Below are 12875 nucleotides of genomic sequence, written 5' to 3'. Positions count from 1 at the left end.
CACACCTTCTGACCAGCGGTCACACTTCATCGCTGACAGTGTCCGGCCCCTGCACCGGGCGCTGTCCTGCTTCCTCCCACAGGCGTTGGAGGTCACTCGCGCTGGTTTAAGGCGCGAGTCAGTTCTCGGTTGGCCGCTCGGGCAGCCTCCAGTTCATCGTCACGTTCATCGAGCTGACCTTGGATGTCGGCGAGGTTCTGTTCCAGCATGGTGATGCGTCGCTGAAGTTGGTCGGTGTCGGCTGGCGCCCCAGGCCCGACTCGGCCCAGGCAGCCTCGCCGAGGGCCTCGGAGAGGCGCTTCTCCAACTGCCGGACCTGCGTGGCAAGGCATTTGTTCCGTTCCAGCGCGTTGGCCAGGTCGGTCTGGAGGGAGGCCCGGCTGACAGCTGCGATCCGTCCTTCCTGTGGAGAGGCGGCCGCGGCCGCGTGGACGCGTCGGAGGAGGTCGCAGTGCCTATAGAGGAACGTGCGGTCTACTCGCGCGGCGCGGGCGAGAGCCGAAACGGTGATGTCGGCGTCGCTTCGCAGCATTGTGTCCAGGGCTTTGAGGACGCGCTCACGGCGGCGGACCGAGTCGGCCCGCCTGCCGTCACTCATGTTCGTCATGCTGTTCTTCCAGGAAGGAAGTCGGGCATGGGCGGTCCGACGCGGGGCATCCCGAGGCCGATGATTCGCCGTCGGCTGCGGCGCAGGACGATGGTGGCTTCCCTGATCTGCGCACGGTCCTCGTCGGTGAGGGCGTCGAGATCCTCTCGGACACGCCGGACGAGACGACGGACCCTGATGATCTCCTCATCGGAGGGTGCGGCTTCCACTTTTGCCCAGTCGTCGGCGGAGGTGAACGCGGCCAGGCGTTCCCGGTTTCGCAGCAGGTCGGCGAGATATGCCTCCAGATCGGGGAGGTAGGAGGCGTCAGTGCGGAAATGGTCGCAGCCGACGCAGCGGAATCGGACAGGGCAGGCGTGTCCGCCGGCCGCGACATTGGACGGCTCGACGCAGACGCCGTAGGGTGCCTGGACTTCGCCGACGGCGCGGCGGGCGTACTCGTCGTCCAGCAGTTCCTTGGCCTGCCGCCAGATGCGGTTGCCGTGGCGGTCGAACTGCATCGCCGAGACGCGGTCGACGGCCTCGCGTTTGCGCTGCTCACTGACCCGGTAGTAACGCTGAGTAGTGGCGAGTTGGCGATGGTCCATCAGACTTTGAAGGACGTCGGGCTGGATGCCCTGGTCAGCGTGCCGCTGGCAGTAGGTGTGCCGGTAGGCGTAGGGGAAGATCTTGGATTTATCGAAGGGCAGCATCTCGGTGATCTGCTGCCCGTTCATCTCGACGCGGGTGGGGACCAGGAACTCGGCCAGCGACTGGATCCATTCGCGGTGGCGGCCGGACAGCCAGCCGGCCCCGATCGGCTTGCGGCCGTGGGGGTTGCCTACCCGTGTCGGCAGGAGCATCAGCTCAGCGGTGGGAGTCCGGGGGAAGTCGGTGCGGATCAGCTCCTGCTGCCTGGTGATCACTCCCGCGGTGGCCTGGGAGATCGGCAGTCGCCGTCCTTTGCGGCCGGACTTGTAGTTGTCGTAAATCAGGACGTTCTGGCCAGTGGTGTCCTGCTGGAGACAATCCCACCGCAGTTGGCAGATCTCCGTGGGCCGCCTGCCGGTGTCGATCAGCAGCTCTGTGGCCACCAGGTTCTCGTTGCCGTTCCGCTTCGTGCCGGCGAGAGAGGGTAGGCGCTCGCAGATTTGCCGCATGACCTCGGACGGGAGGTCTTTGCCTGCTTCGGTGTCCTCGGGGTCGTCGGGGATGTCCTCGGCCAGGAGGGCGAAGTCGTCCGGCAGGCTGTGCAGCGGCTCGCCGGGCCGGGTCAGCCCCAGGGACCGCATCCGGGCCCGATTGCCGCGTACGTAGCGGCTGATGACCACTGTTCTGCGCTCCGAGATGAGGCCGTTTGACGCAGGTGGCTCAGCCGGTTGGCGAAGGCGGTGATGTCCCTGCGGCACACGGCACGGATGTCGTTGCCGCAGTCGTCGCGCTGCAGTTGCAGGCTCTCGGAGAGGAGCGCGAAAGCGCTGACGACTTCCTGGCACGTGGCGATGGCCTTGCCGCGGCGCTGAGGCAGGGAGAAGAACGCCCATTCTTTTGCGGCACTGCGGAGCCATGGCTGGTGGATCCCGGTGAAGTGCAGATGACCGGCATGACCGAAGATGGCGCCGTTCCACACGTCCTTGGCCCGTTCGCCCTCCGGGGTGAGCCCGAAGCGGCCGACGTGGGTGATCAGGCTGCTGCAGAAGCCCCGTTCGCCGCGGGATACCTGGTCCAGCTCCACTGCGGTCAGCGAGGGTAGTTCGAGCTCGCGCAGCCGGTTGGTGAGCGTCCGCAGCACTGGCTGCGTCGTGTGCAGCCCCTCTCGGGTACGGGCCTGGATGCCGTAGAGGATTTCCGCGACCACCTGTGCAGTCAGTCCGCGCAGGCTGACTTCGTTGTTTGCAGAGACAGGCGCGGCAGTTCGTCGCCACCGCGCTTCGTTGTGTGTGCTCAGTCCGCGTTTGACGGCCCAGGACCAGCGGACACGATGGCCATGGCAGTACGGGGATCTGCCGTCTCGCTTGCGGTGGCAGGCCACGACTTCGCAGTTCCCGAAGGCCGGCAGGGGGACAACGTCGTCGCGTACGAGGAATTCCTCCAACGTGACCTGAAGCCGGGTGAGCTGGGCGAAGTGGGTCGAGCAGACCGGATTTCTCCATGACCGGAACGGCCGGGGGCATCCCTTCACCGAGCAGTCCGCCACTCCGGTCCGACGCGTCCCGGGGCGAGCCGTCTCCACGTACTCGTCCACGGCGGGCCTGCCTGCCTGTCTCCATCGAAGCCGGCACCCCTCGCAGAGTTGCCGGGCGACACTGGCCTGCGAGCAGCCCTTCACCCTGCACTTCGGCATGCCCAGGAGGTGGTGGTCATAGGGGAAGAACAGCATCCCGACCTCGTCCGACCAGCCCAGCAGGTCCAGAATTTGCTGATCGACCGCGGCCCGCAATTCCGCGGTCCTGCCGTCGTCCTCGTCCTCCTCCAGGCGCTCCGTGGGCCGGAGCGGAGCAGCGGTAACCGTCATCGGGTGCCCTCCCCGCCCGGCTCTCGCGGCGAGGGAACGCAGTTGACTGCCACACGCAGCCGTGATGCCGCCGGGTGCAAGTAGGGGCGAGCGGATTCGGGATGCTTGTGCCCAAGAAGCATCTGCACCTCGTCCAACTTGCCGCCGGCGTCGACGACGTTGCTGGCCATCGCGTGGCGGCACATCCGCGGCCCCACCCTGCGACCCAGTCCCGCCCGCCGAGACAACGACTCGCACAGCTCCCCGATAGCGTCCGCAGAGACCGGCGCGCCCAGAGGGCGGCGGAAGAGGTTGACGAGCAGAAAGTCGCTGCCGTCGGACCCCAGAAGCTCGTCCCGTTCCAGCGCGTACTGGTCGAATGCCTGCACGACCAGGAAGTCCACCGGCATCACCCACGACTTCTTCGACTTCGACCACGCGTTGTTCTCGTTCTGGCGCCGGACGACATGCACGTGGGCGCCTTCGACGTGGCAGCCCAGTGACCGCGAGTCCGTCAGCAGGTGAGGATCACGGCGACGAAGGCCGGCGACCTGGCCTGGACGAAGTCCGACTCGGGAAAGCAGGAGCATGATCAGCCGGTCGCGCGCCGAGCGGCACGCGAGGAACATCGCAATGACCTCTTCATCGCTGGCTCGGTCGACCTCGGTCTCGGGTTCCTGAAGCCGATGGTGGGCTCGAAGGCGGTGGCGCATCACACTGCTCTCACCGCGGGCCGCCAAGGGCAGGTCGTGGTCGTCGCTCAGTTCGTAGATCTGCTCCAACACCGAAGGCGGCACGGCCTTGTTGATGACCGCGTAGACCAGGAACATCCGCACGGCGGAGAGCACTTTGTTGATCCGGGTGTCCCCGCGGACCGGCTTGCTCCCGGGCCCGGGCACCACGACCTGACGCTGCCCGCCGTTGCCGGGCGTCCACCTCAGCCAGAGGATGAACAGCCCCATCTCGCGAGCCGCCGTCCGCCAGTCCCGGCCCGTCCTCACACACCAGCGCAAGAACAGGACAAGACCCTCGGCGTACGCCTTCGTCGTCAGCTCCGCCCGCCCTCGCGCCAGTCGAATCTCGAGCAGGAAGCGATCAGCGTCCTCGACGACCTCAAGATCGTCATCCACCACGGTCCAGTACCGAAGGCCCGAAGGCATCCGTACAGGAAATGCACGCACTTGTACCCCTAGTCCACGAGTCGATCGCAACGATCCACCGCAGAGCCACACCCCCGGAGAACCCGTCCTACGACCTCAACGAGGAGGTGCCGTACGACGTCACACCACGGTCCTGAAACCCCCAGAGAAAGCTCGTTCGGCGGCGGGAACCTGGTGGAGGTGTACGTCTGCGGCCTGCGCGCGAAGATCGACAAGGAGCGCCGGCCGATGATCCACACCGTGCGGGGCGCCGGGTACGTCATCAGGCCGGCGGACGACGAGGGATGACGGCCGCCGGGCGGGCCCTCACCCGGCTGCGCGGGCGTTCGCTGCGGGTCCGGACGGTCCTCGTCCACTCCCTCACCCCGGCCGCCGTGTGCACGGCGATGGCGGTGGCCACCGTGCTCGTCCCGACGCGCCCGCCACGGTGACCGGCGGCCCGTCCCGGCTGTATGAGGTCGTGGCCAACCTGGTGGCGAACGCCCGGTCGAACACCCCCGCCGGGACGCGGGTCACCGTCACGGTGCAGGCGGCCGACGGGCACTGCGCGATCCACGTGCACGACGACGGACCGGGCGTCCCGGCCCGCCCCCTGCCGACCCTCTTCGACCGCTTCACCCGCGGTGACGCCTCCCGAGCCCGCGCCCGCGGCACCGCGGGCGGTGCCGGTCTCGGACTGGCGATCGCGGCCTCGATCGCCCAGGCCCACGGCGGCCGAGTCGAGGTGGACAGCGCGCCCGGCGACACCCGGTTCACCATCACCCTGCCGCTCGCCGCGGCGAGGAGCCGTGCCACGGGCACCGCCTGACCTCAGCGCACCGCCGGCAGTCCCTCGCCCGCGGGCTTCCACCGCAGGTGGACGCTCTCCCCTGCCTCCCCGGCCCGCAGCAGCGACAGCCTGGGGCGCACGGCGTCGGTGCGCGCGGTGGGCGGCTTGCGGCGGCCGGCCCGGAACTGCACGGGCCACTCGGCGGCCGCGCCCGCGTACTCCTGCTCGGCGGCCGCGTGCAGGGTCCAGTGCGGGTCGTACAGGTGGGTACGGCCGAGGGCGCACAGGTCGGCACGGCCGGCGAGGAGGATCGAGTTGACGTCGTCGTAGGAGGCGATGGCACCGACGGCGATGACGGCCGCTCCGGTGGCGGCGGCGACCTCGTGCCGGATGCGGTCGGCGAAGGGGGTCTGGTAGGAGCGGCCGTAGGCGGGCTTCTCGTCCTTGGCGACCTGGCCGGTGGAGACGTCGATGGCGTCGGCGCCGTGGGCGACGAAGGCGCGCGCGATCTCGACGGCGTCGTGCTCGGTGTTGCCGTCCGGCATCCAGTCGGTGGCCGAGATCCGCACGATCACCGGGCGGTCGGCGGGCCAGGCGGCGCGGACGGCGTCGAAGACCTCCAGCGGGAAACGCAGCCGGTTCTCCAGCGGACCGCCGAACCCGTCCGTGCGGTGGTTGGCGACCGGCGAGAGGAACGAGGAGAGCAGGTAGCCGTGGGCGCAGTGGAGTTCGAGGAGGTCGAAGCCGGCGTCCGCGCCACGCCGGGCCGCCGCCGTGAACTCGTCCCTGATCCGGTCCAGGTCGGCGCGGCCGAGTTCGCGGGGTGCGGGTGAGCCGGGGCCGTAGGACAGCGGGGAGGGGCCGACGGTCTCCCAGTTGCCGTCCGGGAGCGGTTCGTCCATGCCCTCCCACATCAGGCGGGTCGAGCCCTTGCGGCCCGAGTGCCCGAGCTGGAGTCCGATGCGGGCGGTGCTGTTCGTGTGCACGAAGTCCACGACCCGGCTCCAGGAGTCGCGCTGTACGTCGTTCCACAGGCCGGTGCAGCCGGGGGTGATCCGGCCCTCGGGCGAGACGCAGACCATCTCGGTCATCACCAGGCCGGCCCCGCCCATGGCCTTCGAGCCGAGGTGGACGAGGTGGAAGTCGCCCGGGACCCCGTCGACGGCGCAGTACATGTCCATCGGGGAGACGATCACGCGGTTCTTCAGCTCCAGTCGGCCGAGCCGGAACGGCCGGAACATGGCGGGGGCCCGGCCGCTCAGGCCCTGTGCCGTGGCGAAGGCGGTGTCGACGCGGTCGGCGAACCCGGCGTCGCGGGTGCGCAGGTTGTCGTAGGTGATGCGGCGGGAGCGGGTGAGGAGGTTGAAGCAGAACTGGGTGGGTTCCTGGCGGGCGTACATGCCGATGTTCTCGAACCACTCCAGCGAGGCCTGCGCGGCCCGCTGGGTGGACTCCACCACCGGCCGCCGCTCGCTCTCGTAGGCGCTCAACGCGCTGTCCGTGTCCGGGTGTTCGTGCAGGCAGGCGGCGAGGGCCAGGGCGTCCTCCATGGCCAGTTTGGTGCCGGAGCCGATGGAGAAGTGGGCGGTGTGGGCCGCGTCGCCGATCAGGACCAGGTTGCCGTGGTGCCACCGCTCGTTGCGCACGGTCGTGAAGTTCAGCCACCTGGAGTTGTTCGCGAACACCCGGTGCCCGTCGAGTTCGGCGGCGAACAGCTCACGGACCCGGGCGACCGACTGTTCGTCGGAGGCGCCCGGCGCGAACACCGTGTCCTCGGCCGCGTCGAAGCCCGCCCGGCGCCAGACGTCCTCGTGCATCTCCACGATGAACGTGGAGCCGGCGTCGGAGTAGGGGTAGCCGTGCACCTGCATCACCCCCCACTCCGTCTCCTTGACGAAGAACTGGAAGGCCTCGAAGACCCGGTCCGTGCCCAGCCACATGTACTTGCTGTGCCGGCGGTCCAGGGAGGGGCCGAAGGCGTCCGCGTGGGCCGTGCGCACACCGGAGTTGACGCCGTCCGCGCCGACGACGAGGTCGTGCGAGGCGCGCAGTTCGGCGGCGTCGGGCGCGGGGGTGCAAAAGCGCAGGGCGACGCCGAGGTCGCGGCAGCGCTCCTGGAGGAGGCGCAGGAGCTCCTTGCGGCTCATCGCGGCGAAGCCCTGGCCGCCGACGGTGTGGCTCTCGCCCCGGTAGTGGATGTCGATGTCCGTCCAGCGGGCGAAGCGGCGGGCCATGGCCTCGGCGAAGACGGTGTCGGCGTTCTCGATGCCGCCGAGCGTCTCGTCGGAGAAGACCACGCCGAAGCCGAAGGTGTCGTCGGGGGCGTTGCGCTCCCACACGGTGATCTCGTGGGCGGGGTCCAGCTGCTTCGTCAATGCCGCGAGGTAGAGCCCGCCCGGGCCACCGCCGATGATCGCGATTTTCACCGGAGTTCCTCTCACTGCTCGGCGACCGGCTCGGCGGCCTGCCGCTGTCCGGCGGCCGGTCCGGGTTCGGCGGCCTGCTCCTGCTCGATGATCCGCCGGAGAGCGAACCGCTGGAGCTTGCCGCTGGTGTTGCGCGGCAGGGTGTCGCGGAAGCGCACGTCCCGCGGGTACTTGTAGGGCGCCAGGACCTGCTTGACATGGTCCTGGATCTCCCTGGCCTTCGCCGCGTCCCCGGTGACGCCCTCGCGCAGCACGACGAAGGCGCACACCACCGAGCCGCGCTCCGGGTCGGGCCGGGCCACCACCGCCGACTCGACGACGTCCGGGTGGGTGTCGACGGCCGCTTCCACCTCGGGTCCGCCGATGTTGTAGCCGGAGGAGACGATCATGTTGTCGCTGCGGGCGTGGTAGTGGAAGTAGCCGTCCTCGTCGCGGTGGAAGATGTCGCCGGTGACGTTCCAGCCGCCCACGACGTAGTCCTGCTGCCGCTTGTCGTCCAGATAGCGGCAGCCCACCGGGCCGATGACGGCGAGCCGCCCCGGCTGCCCCGGGCCGAGTTCTTCGCCGTCGAGACCGAGGATGGCGGCCCGGTAGCCGGGCACCGGGCGGCCGGTGGCGCCGGGCCTGATGTCGTCGTCGGCGGCCGAGATGAAGATGTGCAGCAGTTCGGTCGCGCCGATGCCGTCGATGACCTTCAGCCCGATGCGGTCGCGCAGCTCCTGCCAGGTGCCGAGGGGTATGTGCTCACCGGCCGAGACGCCGGTGCGCAGTCGGCTGAGCCTGCCCTCTCTGCCCTCGCGCACGATCGCCTTGTAGGCGGTGGGCGCGGTGGCGAGGACGGTGACGCCGTGTTCCTCGACGAGGTCGGCGAGCTGGGGCGGGGTCGCGGTCTCCGTGAGGAGGGCGCAGGCGCCGGCCCGCAGCGGGAAGACGACGAGCATGCCGAGGCCGAAGGTGAAGGCGAACGGCGCGGTGCAGGCGACCAGGTCGTCCGGCCGCAGCCGCAGGACGTGCCGTCCGAAGGTGTTGTCGATGGACAGGATGTCCCGGTGGAAGTGCATGGTGATCTTCGGGACGCCGGTGCTGCCCGAGGTCGGGCCGAGGAGGGCCACGTCGTCGGCGGCGGTGTCGACGTTCGTGAACTCGCCGGACTTCGCGGCGCACCGCGCCACCAGGTCGCCGTCGCCGCCCCCGCCGTACTCGACCACCGTCAGGCCGGGCAGTGCGGTGCGGACCTCGTCGGTGAAGCGGTGGTCCACGAGGGCGAGCACCGGCCGGGTGCGGTCGGCGATCGGGACGATCTCGCGGGCGCGCAGCGCGGCCATCGTGGTGACCACCACCCCGCCCGCCTTCAGGACGCCGAGCCAGCAGGCCACCGTCCAGGGGGTGTTGGGCGCCCGCAGCAGGACGCGGCCGCCCGGCACCAGGCCCAGGTCCGCGGTCAGTACCCGGGCCACCTGGTTGGCACGGGTGCGCAGTTCGCCGTACGTCCACAGCTCCCCGGCCGGGGTGCGCAGGGCGGGGCGGCCGGGGCCGTACCGCTCGACGGCCGCGTCGATGAGTTCGCCGGCCGCGTTGAGGCGTTGCGGGTAGGCGAGTTCGGGGGTGGTGAACTCGATGGTGGGCCACTGTTCGGCGGGCGGCAGGTGGTCCCTTGCGAAGGTGTCCAGGTGCGAGGTGGGTGAGAGCGGAAGAGCCAACGCGGGGTTCCTTCCGGGAGCCCGCCGGTGGTGTACGGCGGGCGGCTCAGGCGGGGCGGATCATGCCCTCCTGGACCACGGTGGCCAGGTGGCGGTGGTCGCGGGTGAAGAAGCGGCCGCTGCCCAGTCCGCGGCCGGCGTCGGCGGCCACCGCCTCCTGGGCGTAGAGCAGCCAGTCGCCGGCCGGTGCGGGGCGGTGGAACCACATGGCGTGGTCGAGGCTGGCGGTGACCAGGCCGGGGTCGGCCCAGGCCAGACCGAGGACGCGCAGGACGGGTTCGAGGACGGTGTAGTCGCAGACGTAGGCGAGGGCGGCGAGGTCGCGCTGGGCGTCGCCGAGTCCCTCGACGGGGCGGAGCGGGTCGAACGGCCGTACCCAGACGGCCTGGTGGGGCAGTCGTGCGCCGTCGACGGTGAGGTAGACGGGGCCGGGCACGTGGCGCATGTCGAAGCCGCGGCCGCCGCTCCAGTAGGCCTTGGACCCGTCGGTCATGGTGCCGCCGGTGCGCTCGGCGAGGTACTCCGCCGCACTCGGCAGGGACTCGGGGTCGGGAACGTCCGCGGCGAGGTCGGCGTGGAAGGACGAACCGGGCTCCCCCGCCGCGAAGTTGGCGAGGCAGACGTACAGGACCTTGCCGTTCTGGTAGCCGCGGACCTGGCGGGTGCTGTAGCCGCGGCCGTCGCGCAGCACCTCGACCTCGTAGCGGATCTCGGCGCCGATGTCGGCCGGGCGCAGGAAGTAGCTGTGCATGGAGTGCAGCGTCTTGCCGTCGGTCACCGAGCGCATCGCCGCGGCGGCGGCCTGGGCGACGAGGTCGCCGCCGTAGGCCTTGGGCCAGGGACAGGGCTGGGTGGTGGCGGTGAAGGCGAGGTCGAAGTGCTCGGGCGGGGCGGGCTTGAGGGTGAGGGCCGCCGTGACGATCGCGGAGGTCGGGGCGGCGTCGCCGGCCGGGGCGGCCGTCATCGGTTCAGCCAGTCGCGCAGGTCGGTGTCGGCCACGTCGGGCAGGTTGACCACGATGTTCTCCGGGGTCCGGGTGGTCATCCACACCAGCGGCCGGGTCCGGGACAGGTTGCACTCGACGTGCGGCATGAACGGCGGGACGAAGACCCAGTCGCCCTCCTCCATGTCGAGGTAGTCCTCGAACTTCTCGCCGAAGTAGATCCGGGCCCGCCCGGACAGGACGTAACCGCCGGTCTCGGCCTCGCCGTGGTGGTGGGAGACCGAGCGGTAGCCGGGTTCGTTGCTGACCTTGCCGTACCACAGGCGGCGCGCCGGGGTGTGCCGGGCACTGACGCCCGACACGCGGAGGGCGCCGCCCGAGTCGGCGGTGTTGACGTCCTCCTGGCCGGCCCGGGTGACGACCGGGGCGACGATGCCGCTGGGCAGCCGGTACATCGTGTTGTCGCCCTCGAGCCGGTACTTGCCGAGGTCAGGCTCCATGGAATCGACTCCGTCTCCGTGGGCTCGCCGGGGTCCGGAACCGGACCGCGCGCTCTATCTCGTATCTTTCACGGTCGTCATTTATTGTCAATACGACCGGCCGTGCGGCCGGCGCCGGACACCACCGAACCGGAGGCCCGATGACTCCCGTCGCCGTGAACCCGCCCGACCTGCCCGCCCCGAGCGGCTACTCGCACGGAACCCTCGCCGGGAACACGCTGTACCTGGGCGGTCAGACCGCGCTGGACGCCGGCATGAGGATCGTTCCGGGTGGGATCGTCGAGCAGTTCCGTCAGGCGTTCGGCAATGTGCTGACCACGCTGCGGGCGGCCGGGGGCGAGCCGGAAGACCTGGTGAGCGTGACGATCTACCTCACCGACATCCCGGACTACCAGGCCCACGGCAAGGAGATCGGCAAGGTGTGGCGGGAGCTGGCGGGACCGGTGTACCCGGCGATGGCGGGCATCGGCTGCACCGCGCTGTGGCAGCCGGAGGCGATGATCGAGATCCTCGGCGTGGCGGTGATCCCGGAGGACCGGCTGGTCAGGCCGTAGGCCGGGGCCGGTTGTGCTGTCCGGCGGGTATGACCGCCAGGGCGTGGGCGCGGGCGGGCTCCCGCAGGGTCCGGTCCAGTTCCTCGAAGAGCGCGCCGGCGGTTTCGCCCATCCAGCCCGGTGGCAGCAGGGAAAGCGGCAGTCCGGGGTCGCGGTACGGGAGCCTGCGCCACTCGGTGAGCATCGGCAGGTAGATCCCGAACGCCTCCCGCGCCGGGACCGCGCCGGCCGCCGCGCGCTCGCGCACCGGCCGGTACCGCTCCAGGAAGTCCGCGTACAGCGCGGCGAGTTCGTCGAGGTCCCACCACTCGCGGACCTTCGCCGACAGGTCACCGAAGGCGAAGTGCTCGCCGGTGAAGATGTCCACGTACGGCGTCAGCCCGAGGCGCTGCAGCGTGCGGCGGGTCTCGTCGGCCAGGATGCCGGGCGCCACCCACACGCCGGGGGCCGCGGTGCCGAAGCCGAGGCGGGTCAGGGCGGTGCGCAGGGCGTGCCGCTTGTCGCGCTCGGACTCCGGCACGGAGAACACGACGACGAGCCAGCCGTCGCCGGCCGCGGCCCGGTTCCGCTCGAAGATCCGCACGTCACCGTCCTCCAGCACCTCCAGCGTGCGGTCGGAGACGGCGTACCCGGCGGCACCCTCGTGGCGCTCCCCGCGCAGCACTCCGCGCCGCTTCAGCCGGGAGACCGCGGAGCGTACGGCCTGTCCCTCCACACCGAGGTCGGCCATCAGGCGTATCACGGAGGCGACGGAGAGCCAGTTGTGGCCGCCGCGCGCGTACAACGCGAAGAGCGTGATGATCAGCGGGCCCAGCCGGCTGTCCCGGCCGCCCGCGCCGACGGCGGACGACGGCTCCGCGTGCGCTGTCATGTCCACCCGCCTCCGGCCGGAGTCACCCTTCTGATCGCGCAGCAGCCTACCGCGCGTGCGGGAGCCGCGGCGGCGCCGCGGATCACCGCCGCGGCGGCGTCCGACCGGGCATCGAATGCCGTGGCGCCGCCGTTGTCCCTGACACCTCTCGATACCTCTGGTACCTCTAGTGCTCCTGGTACCTCCAGTGGTTCAGATGCCTCTGGTGCCTTCGCCGTCTCTGTTGGGGAGTCCGTCATGACCACACCCCGGGACCTGTTCCTGGTCGCCGTCTACGACGCCGCCGCGCGGCCCGTCGAGCAGGGTGACCTGTCGCTGGCGCTCGCGGGAGCCGAACTGGTCGACCTCGTCGACGCCGGGGCGGTCACGCTCGACGACGAGCTCGTCGTGCCCGCACCGACGGGTGTGACGGCCGACCGGCTCCTCGGCGAGGCGGTGGCGGCGCTGCGGCGGGAGGCGCCGTACGAGTCCGTCGAGGACTGGCTGTGGCGCCGGGGACGCGGCCTGGGCGCTGCCTACCTGGACGCCCTGGAGGCGGACGGGACCGTCGCCCAGCAGCGGCGGCGCTGGCTGCCGCTGCCGACCGGGCGGACCGAGGCAGCGGACTCGCCCGAGCGTGCGCGGGCGCACGAGCGCTGGGCGTCGGGCGAGCCCGTGCTCGCCGCCCTGGCGGCCGCGGTGGGGATCCGGGACGAGGCGGCCAAGGACCTCGCGAGTTCGGTCTCCGACGCGATCGTGACGGTGGTGGCCGCCGTGGACGACGCCGTGACGGAACTGGCCGCGGTACGCCAGCGCAGGGAGATCGAGGACGCGGCGTTCGACAATGTCTGGCGCGGCCTGTGACCGTGGTACGGCGGGCTGGGCTCCGAGCG

General features: G+C 70.8%; 13 protein-coding genes and 1 pseudogene. 5 read left to right on the top strand and 9 right to left on the bottom strand.

The annotated features are described in order from the left end of the window. Positions 1 to 118 precede the first annotated feature (118 nt). From AB0472_RS35535 to AB0472_RS35520, 4 genes are read right to left on the bottom strand one after another with little or no spacing between them, the layout of a single operon-like run. Entirely contained in the window at positions 119 to 607 is a 489-nt protein-coding gene (locus AB0472_RS35535; RefSeq protein ID WP_366362781.1) for a DUF6262 family protein, read from the bottom strand. Then, complete coding sequence (locus AB0472_RS35530; RefSeq protein ID WP_366362779.1) at positions 604 to 1917, bottom strand: site-specific integrase; 1314 nt, start codon at positions 1915 to 1917, stop codon at positions 604 to 606. The genes AB0472_RS35535 and AB0472_RS35530 overlap by 4 nt, the downstream gene beginning before the upstream one ends. Continuing rightward, the gene (locus AB0472_RS35525; RefSeq protein ID WP_366362777.1) at positions 1860 to 3101 is read right to left on the bottom strand and encodes a hypothetical protein; all 1242 of its coding nucleotides are present in this window, start codon (positions 3099 to 3101) and stop codon (positions 1860 to 1862) included. The genes AB0472_RS35530 and AB0472_RS35525 overlap by 58 nt, the downstream gene beginning before the upstream one ends. Next, on the bottom strand, positions 3098 to 4213 hold the full coding sequence (locus tag AB0472_RS35520) for a tyrosine-type recombinase/integrase (protein WP_366362775.1): 1116 nt from the start codon (positions 4211 to 4213) through the stop codon (positions 3098 to 3100). The genes AB0472_RS35525 and AB0472_RS35520 overlap by 4 nt, the downstream gene beginning before the upstream one ends. 183 nt (positions 4214 to 4396) lie before the next feature. On the opposite strand from AB0472_RS35520, the pseudogene AB0472_RS35515 reads away from it, so the two are divergent. The 3 genes and pseudogenes from AB0472_RS35515 to AB0472_RS35505 all read left to right on the top strand — a co-directional run. Then, positions 4397 to 4528 (top strand): annotated as a pseudogene (locus AB0472_RS35515) (winged helix-turn-helix domain-containing protein); the annotation flags it as partial. Further along, entirely contained in the window at positions 4525 to 4671 is a 147-nt protein-coding gene (locus AB0472_RS35510) for a hypothetical protein (RefSeq protein WP_366362773.1), read from the top strand. The pseudogene AB0472_RS35515 and the gene AB0472_RS35510, both read left to right, overlap by 4 nt. After that, positions 4617 to 5048 carry an ATP-binding protein gene (locus AB0472_RS35505; RefSeq protein WP_366362771.1) on the top strand — a complete coding sequence of 144 codons (432 nt, stop codon included), beginning with the start codon at positions 4617 to 4619 and terminating at the stop codon, positions 5046 to 5048. Before AB0472_RS35510 ends, AB0472_RS35505 begins: the two co-directional genes overlap by 55 nt. A gap of 2 nt (positions 5049 to 5050) precedes the next feature. On the opposite strand, the gene AB0472_RS35500 is transcribed toward AB0472_RS35505, so the two are convergent. From AB0472_RS35500 to AB0472_RS35485, 4 genes are read right to left on the bottom strand one after another with little or no spacing between them, the layout of a single operon-like run. After that, positions 5051 to 7435: a bifunctional salicylyl-CoA 5-hydroxylase/oxidoreductase gene (locus tag AB0472_RS35500; RefSeq protein ID WP_366362769.1), complete on the bottom strand. Its 2385-nt coding sequence runs from the start codon at positions 7433 to 7435 to the stop codon at positions 5051 to 5053. An 11-nt stretch (positions 7436 to 7446) separates the two neighbouring features. Next, complete coding sequence (locus tag AB0472_RS35495; RefSeq protein ID WP_366362767.1) at positions 7447 to 9135, bottom strand: AMP-binding protein; 1689 nt, start codon at positions 9133 to 9135, stop codon at positions 7447 to 7449. 46 nt (positions 9136 to 9181) lie between these two features. Further along, the gene (locus tag AB0472_RS35490; RefSeq protein ID WP_366362765.1) at positions 9182 to 10099 is read right to left on the bottom strand and encodes an acyl-CoA thioesterase domain-containing protein; all 918 of its coding nucleotides are present in this window, start codon (positions 10097 to 10099) and stop codon (positions 9182 to 9184) included. Continuing rightward, positions 10096 to 10578 (bottom strand): cupin domain-containing protein, encoded by a 483-nt coding sequence (locus tag AB0472_RS35485; protein ID WP_366362763.1) that lies wholly within the window; start codon positions 10576 to 10578, stop codon positions 10096 to 10098. The genes AB0472_RS35490 and AB0472_RS35485 overlap by 4 nt, the downstream gene beginning before the upstream one ends. Before the next feature lie 140 nt (positions 10579 to 10718). Between AB0472_RS35485 and AB0472_RS35480 the strand changes: the two genes are divergently transcribed. Continuing rightward, positions 10719 to 11132: a RidA family protein gene (locus AB0472_RS35480; protein WP_366362761.1), complete on the top strand. Its 414-nt coding sequence runs from the start codon at positions 10719 to 10721 to the stop codon at positions 11130 to 11132. On the opposite strand, the gene AB0472_RS35475 is transcribed toward AB0472_RS35480, so the two are convergent. Beyond that, on the bottom strand, positions 11122 to 12003 hold the full coding sequence (locus tag AB0472_RS35475) for a PaaX family transcriptional regulator C-terminal domain-containing protein (protein WP_366362759.1): 882 nt from the start codon (positions 12001 to 12003) through the stop codon (positions 11122 to 11124). The two genes, AB0472_RS35480 and AB0472_RS35475, sit on opposite strands and share 11 nt — an antisense overlap. A 237-nt stretch (positions 12004 to 12240) precedes the next feature. Here AB0472_RS35475 and AB0472_RS35470 point away from each other — a divergent pair, with 237 nt between their 5' ends. After that, complete coding sequence (locus AB0472_RS35470; RefSeq protein ID WP_366362757.1) at positions 12241 to 12846, top strand: GPP34 family phosphoprotein; 606 nt, start codon at positions 12241 to 12243, stop codon at positions 12844 to 12846. Positions 12847 to 12875 lie beyond the last annotated feature (29 nt).

Origin of the sequence: Streptomyces sp. NPDC086777 (assembly GCF_040702065.1) — a bacterium.
Taxonomy (GTDB): Bacteria; Actinomycetota; Actinomycetes; order Streptomycetales; family Streptomycetaceae; genus Streptomyces.
This window is presented reverse-complemented; position numbering and strand designations above follow the sequence as displayed.